Raw genomic sequence first — 6,941 nt, 5'->3', positions numbered from 1 at the left:
AGGCGTTCCGGTTGTCCTCATCGGCCAGTGTCACGGTCACGACACCGCCTTGACGGGTGGTTTCTACGAGGGCCATCAGAAACTCCCAGAGTCGGGGCCGTCGCTGGGAGGGCCGGCGAAGGCCTGGGCCAAGAGCAGCCAGTCCCGGGCCGCGTCACCGACCACCTCCAGGTCGGTGTCGTCCAGGTGGCGTCGCTGGGTCACCACCAGGCAGAAGTCCTCAGCTGGGCCTCGGATGACTTCCGGAGCGTCCCCTGGGCCCCACGTCCATCGGCCGCCTGACGGGGCGGTGAGCGCCACGTCGATCTCGACGTCAGGAACGGCCATCTTCCGGTTGGCGTACGACCAGCGTCGGGTGATGACCCCCAACTGGGCGACGTGTCGGAGCCGATCGCTGGCCGGCCGGTGCCCGCCTACAGCGTCCACCACGTCTTGGCCGTGGGCCCACGCCTCCATCAACCGGGCAGTCAGGAACGAGCGGGCGCCCATAGAGGGGCCGTACCACTCGACCCGGTCTTCGTCGGTCAGGGTGACCGCCGCCTTAGCGAGGAGCGTCCGGCCGTCCCGCCAGGCGGCCAGCAGGTCATCTGATGAGAGGGCCCGAAACGGACCGAGGGTCAGGTCGTCGCCTTCGTTGCGACGGGCCGCCGCCCAAAGTTCCTCTACCGACGCCCGGAAGGCCTCTGGCGCGGTGATAGCGGTAGCCGCCGCCCTGTCGAAGTAGGTCAGGTGCGCCACCTGGTCGGAGACGGCCCACCCGGCGCTCGGCGTCGAAGCGGCCCAATCCGCAGCATCTAAGCCGGCCACCACCTCGTCTAGAGCCTGTTGTTCGGCTACCAGGTCGGCAGCCACGTCTTGGACGTCCATGGGGTCTCCCTCCGGCTCAGCGGCCCGCGGTCAGCCCGCGGAGGATCACGTCAACCATGGCGTCGGCGGCCTCCTTGGGGGTCGATTCGATGGCCTCCAAATTCTCGGGGAGAACGAACAGGGCTCCGAGTCCGGCGACCACCCGGGCCACGGCGGCCGTGTCGGTCGTGGCGATGTCACCCCGTTCGACGGCCAGGTCCAGGAGGGTCCGGGTGACAGCCACCAGGTAGTCGGAGTGGGCGGTGGCCAGCCGGTGGGTAGCTGGGGTGGCCGCCTGGTCGCGGGCAAAGGCCGGTGTGGTGGCGGCCACGGCCAGGTTGGCTGCTACCAGGTAGGCCCGGATGGCGGCCAGGGGCTCCGTGTCGGGATCGATGGCCCCAATGGCCTGTCGGCCGATACGACGAAGGTTTCGGTCGATGACGGTGAGCACCAGTTCGTCCCGGCTGGGGGCCAGGTCGTAGAGGGTGCTCAGCGAGCAGCCCACGTGGGCGGCGATCCCGGCCATGGTGAGCTCGGCGAAGCCGTTGTCGAACAGGTGGCCCAGCCCATCGAGGACCTCGCGCTGGCGGTCGGTCAGCTGGGCTTCTCGGTCGCGGTCCAGGACCGGGCGAGGGGCGGGTACGGCACGCAGGCGGCGCCCCAGGTCGGAGTCGGCCAGCGTGGTCGGCGTCAGACTCACGGGGTCTCCAGCAGAGAGGCGGGCACGTCGACCGTCCGGGCTCGCAGCCACTCGCCCAGGCTCTTGGCTTGGCCGTCCTGCCGGGTCGAGGCGGCCACCCCCTCGCCGAGCAGGCCCCGTATGACGAAGTTCAGTGACCGGAGAGCCGGAAGGCGGTGCCGTTCGACCTCCAGGTCGGCTGCCTCGGGGAGCAACTGGCGGAGGCGGTCGACGGTCAGGTAGGCGTCCAGCCACGCCCAGGCGGCGTCGTCGCGGACGAACACGCCCAGGTTGGCGTCGCCACCCTTGTCGCCCGATCGGGCGCCGGCCACCCGGCCCAGCGGAGCTGGAACGGTGGGACCGTCGGGGACCGTCGCCACAGGACCGTCGGCCAAGGTGACGTTGGCGCTCCCGTTGGGAGCGACCGATTCCACGACGGTCCGGTCGCCACCCCAGACCACCACATGCTGGGGGACTAGGTCGGCCGGGATCCGTCCGGAGCGGTGGACGCCGAAGGCCCGAGCCGAGCCGCTGCTCCGCACCGAGAAGAACCCGGGGATCGAGGCCAGCGCCAGTTCGTTCATGGCATCGAAGATTGGACGGCCCACCTTGCGCTCATCGCTGTCCTTAACGGTCAGGCACCACTGGGCCACCGCCTCCTCGTTGGACGCCGGATCCTCCTTGTCGGTGCGCACTACCCGGGACTCCACGGCATCGAAGTCGGACCGGTCGTAAGGGCAGGCGGCCCAGAAGGCTTCCTCGGCTAGCGCTGCCTTGGCTTTCACGTCCAGGCCGGTGAGGGCCAGCGAGAGGTCCGAGCGGTAGCCGCCCAACTCGTTCAGAGACACCTTGAGTGTGGGTGGCGGCGGCTCGCCTTGCGTCCCGTGGATGCGCACCCGGTTCGGGGCCTGTTGGTCCAGCCGGATGGTGTCGAAGCGGGCCGTGACGTCGGGTCCCAGGTAGGCCGGAGAGCCGATCTCGTAGAGCAACTGCGAAGTGACAGTGCCGATCGAGACCTCACCACCTGTTCCGTCGTGCTTGCCGATGATTGACGACCCGTCGGCGGCCACGTCGGCCCATGGGAAGCCCACCCGGGTCATGCCGGGGACCTCGGCGAAGAAGGAGTAGTTGCCGCCCGTGGCCTGGGTTCCACACTCGATGACGTGGCCGGCCACCACGGCACCGGCCAGGGCATCCCAGTCGTCGCGGGCCCAACCGTGGTGCCAGGCCGCCGGGCCGCAGACGACGGCGGCGTCGGTAGTACGTCCAGTGACCACGATGTCGGCTCCGCGGTCTAGGGCGTCGACGATGCCCCAGCAGCCCAGGTAGGCGTTGGCGCTTACGAAACGGTCCGGGCCTCCCAGGGGTTCGCCGGTTTCCAGGTCCACCACCCCGGCCCCGGCGGCCTCCAGTTCGGCCAGGCGGGGCAGCAGGTCGTCCCCGGCCACGTGGGCGATGGTGGGGGACAGGCCCAGGCGGTCGGCCACCTCGGCCACCGCCTCGGCGCAACCGTCTGGGTCGAGGCCGCCGGCGTTAGTAACCACCCGGATGCCCCGGTCCAGGCAGGTGCCCATGACGTGTTCCATCTGGGTCACGAAACTGCGTGCGAATCCGCCGCCCGGTCGCTTGGCCCGGGTCCGGGCCAGGATCAGCATGGTGAGCTCGGCCAGCCAGTCTCCGGTCAGCACGTCGATCGGGCCGTCGTCGACCATCTCGCGGGCCGCCGAGAGGCGGTCGCCGTAGAAGCCCGAGCAGTTGGCGATACGGACCGGGTCTGCCATGTCAGCCATCCTGCTCGCCGTCGGCCGGGGCGACCACCATCAGGACGGTTCCGTTCTCCACCTGATCGTCGGCCGCCACATGGACCTCGGTGACCGTCCCGTTAAACGGGGCGGTCATATGGTGCTCCATCTTCATGGCCTCCAGGACCAGAAGGGTTTGGCCGGCGGCCACCATGTCTCCGACCGCCGTCCGGACGTCGAGGACCCGGCCGGGCATAGGGGCCAGCAGGCCACCGGTCGGGGCTTCGAGCTCGGGAACCGGGAAACGAGGCACCAGGCCGAAGGTGGTCGTGGTGCCCATTGCGGTGAGGTGGATCCGGTCTCCGGCGGCCGTGACCCGGATGGTGCGGCGGAGGCCGTCGACCTCGACGTCCAGGTCCTGGGGGGACCACCGGTGGACGAGGGCGTGGCGGTCGCCGTCTACCGTGAAGGATCCGTCCCTACGGGCTCGGTACCGCACGTCACGGCTGGCGCCACGGTGGGTCAGCGCCACCTGCTGATCGGGCATCCGGGCGTTGCGCCAACCGCTGGGGATGGCCCCCAGCACCCGGGCCCCATCCCGGTTCCGTCCCTGCAGCCAGAGGGCAGCTGAGATGGCCAGGTCCTGCAGAGTGGCCGGATCCGTCGTGCCGTTGGTGGCCGGTGCGTGGCGTTCGATGAAGTCTGTCGTGGTGTCTCCAGCCAGGAAGGCCTCGTGACGCAGGGTGGCCACCAGAAAGTCACGGTTAGTGGTGACTCCCCCCAGGTGCATGCGTTCCAGGGCCAGGGCCAGGCGCCCGGCGGCGTCGCTGCGTGTCGGGCCGTGGGCCACCACCTTGGCCAACATCGGGTCGAAGTCGACCCCGACCTGGTCGCCCTCCTCGACCCCGGAGTCCCAGCGGACGGCCGGCTCGTCGGCCGGTCGCCAGGCGGTCAGGATGCCGGTGGCCGGAAGGAAGCCGGCCGACGGGTCTTCGGCGTAGAGCCGAGCCTCGATGGCGTGGCCGGTCACGACGACGTCGTCTTGCCCGTAGCCGAGGGGCTCACCGGCCGCCACCCGTAACTGCTCCCGGACCAAGTCGATGCCGGTGACCTCCTCGGTGACCGGGTGCTCGACCTGGAGGCGGGTGTTGACCTCGAGAAAGAAGAACTCTCCACTGTCATCGTCGACTAGGAACTCAACGGTCCCAGCGGACTGGTAGCCGATACCCCGGGCCAGGTTGACAGCGGCGGCGGCCATGGCCCGGTCGCGGTCGGGGTCGGGTCTGGCCGGCGGGGACTCCTCGACGACTTTCTGGTGTCGACGCTGGATCGAACACTCTCGGAGTCCGAGGTGGACCAGGTCGCCGTGGGCGTCTCCCAGGACTTGTACCTCGACGTGACGGGACCGGCCCACGTAGCGCTCCAGGAACACCCGATCGTCGCCGAACGCCGTCGCCGCCTCCCGCCGAGCGGTGGCCACCGCCTCGGCCAGGTCGGCGGGCTTCTCGACCAGGTGCATGCCCTTACCGCCGCCGCCGGCCGTCGCCTTTACCAGCAGCGGGTAGTTCACCGGAGAGTCGTCGGTGGGGTCGTTCGACGACGGAAGAATGGGGACCCCGGCAGCGGTTGCCACCTCCTTGGCAGCCAGCTTGTCGCCCATGGTGGAGATCACCGACGGGGACGGACCGACCCAGGTCAGGCCGGCCTCCTCGACGGCGGCCGCGAAGCCGGAGTTCTCGGCCAGGAACCCGTATCCCGGGTGCACGGCGTCCGATCCGGTGGCCAGAGCGGCGGCGATCACCGCGTCACCGTCCAGATACCCGCCGGGTAGCCGGACGGCCTCGTCGGCGTCGGCTACGAACGGGGCGTTGGTGTCGGCGTCGGCGAATACGGCCACGGTCCGCAGGCCCATGGCGCGGGCCGTGCGGAAGATCCGGCGGGCGATTTCGCCCCGGTTGGCGACCAGAACAGACTGCAGGGGGGTGTTCACAGCCGGAACACCCCGTACTTCTCTGCCCCTTCCACCGGTGCTGTCCTCACTACTGAGAGGCAAAGACCGAGAACCGATCGGGTGTCCCTGGGGTCGATAATCCCGTCGTCGCTGATGCTCCCGGTTGCCTCCAGGGCGAGCGATCCCTTCTCCTGGGCGGCTTCGACCTGGCGGACGATCTCGGCGTCGGCCTCCTCGTCGAACTCGAGGCCCTTCCGGGCGGCCCGACCTCGTCGCACGATGGACATCACACCGGCGATCTGCTTCGGTCCCATGACGGCGATCTTGGCCATGGGCCAGAGGAAGGTGAACCGGTTCTCGTAGGCCCGTCCCGACATGGCGTAGGTGCCGGCCCCGTAGGAGGCGCCGATGATGACCGTCAGGTGGGGGACGGTGGAGTTCGTGAGGGCGTTGATCATCTGGGACCCCTTCTTGATGATCCCGGTCTCCTCAGCGTCCTTTCCCACCATGAAGCCGGTGATGTTCTGGAGGAAGACCATCGGGGTGTCCTGACGGTTACAGAGTTGGATGAAGTGGGCGGCCTTTTCGGCGGCATCCGGGTGGATCACCCCGTTGTTGCCCAGGATCCCGATCGGGTAGCCGTGGAGAGTGGCGAAGCCGCAGACCATGGTCGGCCCATAGCGGGGCTTGAACTCCTCGAACCGCGAGCCGTCGACTACCCGGCCGATGATCTCCTTCACGTCGACCGGTTGTTTGAGGTCTCTGCTGACCATGCCCATGAGGCCCTCGGGATTGTGCACTGGTTCGTCGGCCACGTAGGACGGCGGTGGGCCGGCCTTACGCCAGTCGAGGTGCGAGACGACCTCGCGGCACATGCGCAGGGCGTCCATCTCGTCTTCGGCCAGGTAGTCGGCCAGGCCGGACCGTTCGGCGTGGAGTTCGCCGCCGCCCAGGGACTCGTCGTCGGCGTCTTCGCCGGTGGCCATCTTGACCAGCGGTGGGCCGGCCAGGAAGACCTTGGACTGGTCCCTGATGAAGATCGTGTAGTCGGACATGCCGGGCTGGTAGGCGCCGCCCGCTGTCGACGAGCCGAACACGACGCAAACCGTGGGAATCCCCAACTTGGAGAGCTCAATCATTTCGTAGAAGAACCGGCCTGTCTCGGCGAAATGCTCGAGTCGGGCCCGGCGACGCTTCCCGGTGCCGCCCTCGTTGGTTTGAACCCGCAGGTCGGCTCCGGCCGATTCCACGAAGCTGACGTAGGGCATTCGGTTGTGGCGGGAGATTTCTAGGGCCCGCATCCACTTCTTGGCCATGTACGGGGTCATGGCGCCGCCCAGCACCGTGGGGTCGTTGCCGACCACCACGCACTCCACTCCGGCGATGACGCCAATCCCGACCACGAAGCCGCCGCCGATGGCGTAGGAGGAGTCGTAACCGGCCAGCGGGCTGATCTCTAGGAAGGGGCTGTCGGGGTCCAGTACGTGGCTGATGCGTTCTCGGATGGGCATTTTGTTACGAGATCGCAGGCGGTCCGTGGATTCCGGGCCGCCGCCGGCTTCGGCCTCGTCCAGCAGGTCGTCGATAGCTGCCAGATGTTCGAGCATGTCGGCCCGGTTCTGTTCGAACGCCTCGGAGCCGGTGTCCAGGCGGGATGGGAGGGGAGGGGCGAGCAGTCGCTGCAACATGGCCCAAGCCTAGAAGAGTAAGGAACAGAGAGCAA

Annotated in this window: 5 protein-coding genes; all 5 read right to left on the bottom strand. The window is 68.8% G+C overall.

All coding sequences use genetic code 11. The annotated features are described in order from the left end of the window. Window positions 1-75: 75 nt before the first annotated feature. The 5 genes from MK181_05300 to MK181_05280 are packed head-to-tail and all read right to left on the bottom strand — an operon-like array spanning window position 76 to window position 6,906. The gene (locus MK181_05300; protein ID MCH2419212.1) at window positions 76-867 is read right to left on the bottom strand and encodes a TIGR03084 family metal-binding protein; all 792 of its coding nucleotides are present in this window, start codon (window positions 865-867) and stop codon (window positions 76-78) included. Between the two features lie 16 nt (window positions 868-883). Further along, window positions 884-1,546, bottom strand: coding sequence for a TetR/AcrR family transcriptional regulator (locus MK181_05295; GenBank protein MCH2419211.1), 663 nt, complete (start codon window positions 1,544-1,546; stop codon window positions 884-886). Beyond that, window positions 1,543-3,306, bottom strand: a complete 1,764-nt coding sequence (locus MK181_05290; protein ID MCH2419210.1) for a DUF1446 domain-containing protein — start codon at window positions 3,304-3,306, stop codon at window positions 1,543-1,545. Before MK181_05290 ends, MK181_05295 begins: the two co-directional genes overlap by 4 nt. 1 nt (window position 3,307) lies before the next feature. Further along, window positions 3,308-5,257 carry an acetyl-CoA carboxylase biotin carboxylase subunit gene (locus tag MK181_05285; GenBank protein ID MCH2419209.1) on the bottom strand — a complete coding sequence of 650 codons (1,950 nt, stop codon included), beginning with the start codon at window positions 5,255-5,257 and terminating at the stop codon, window positions 3,308-3,310. Further along, complete coding sequence (locus MK181_05280; protein MCH2419208.1) at window positions 5,254-6,906, bottom strand: acyl-CoA carboxylase subunit beta; 1,653 nt, start codon at window positions 6,904-6,906, stop codon at window positions 5,254-5,256. Before MK181_05280 ends, MK181_05285 begins: the two co-directional genes overlap by 4 nt. Window positions 6,907-6,941 lie beyond the last annotated feature (35 nt).

Source organism: Acidimicrobiales bacterium, assembly GCA_022452035.1.
Lineage (GTDB): Bacteria > Actinomycetota > Acidimicrobiia > Acidimicrobiales > MedAcidi-G1 > UBA9410.
The sequence above is the reverse complement of the archived record's forward strand: the minus strand, read 5'-3'. Positions and strand labels throughout refer to the sequence as shown.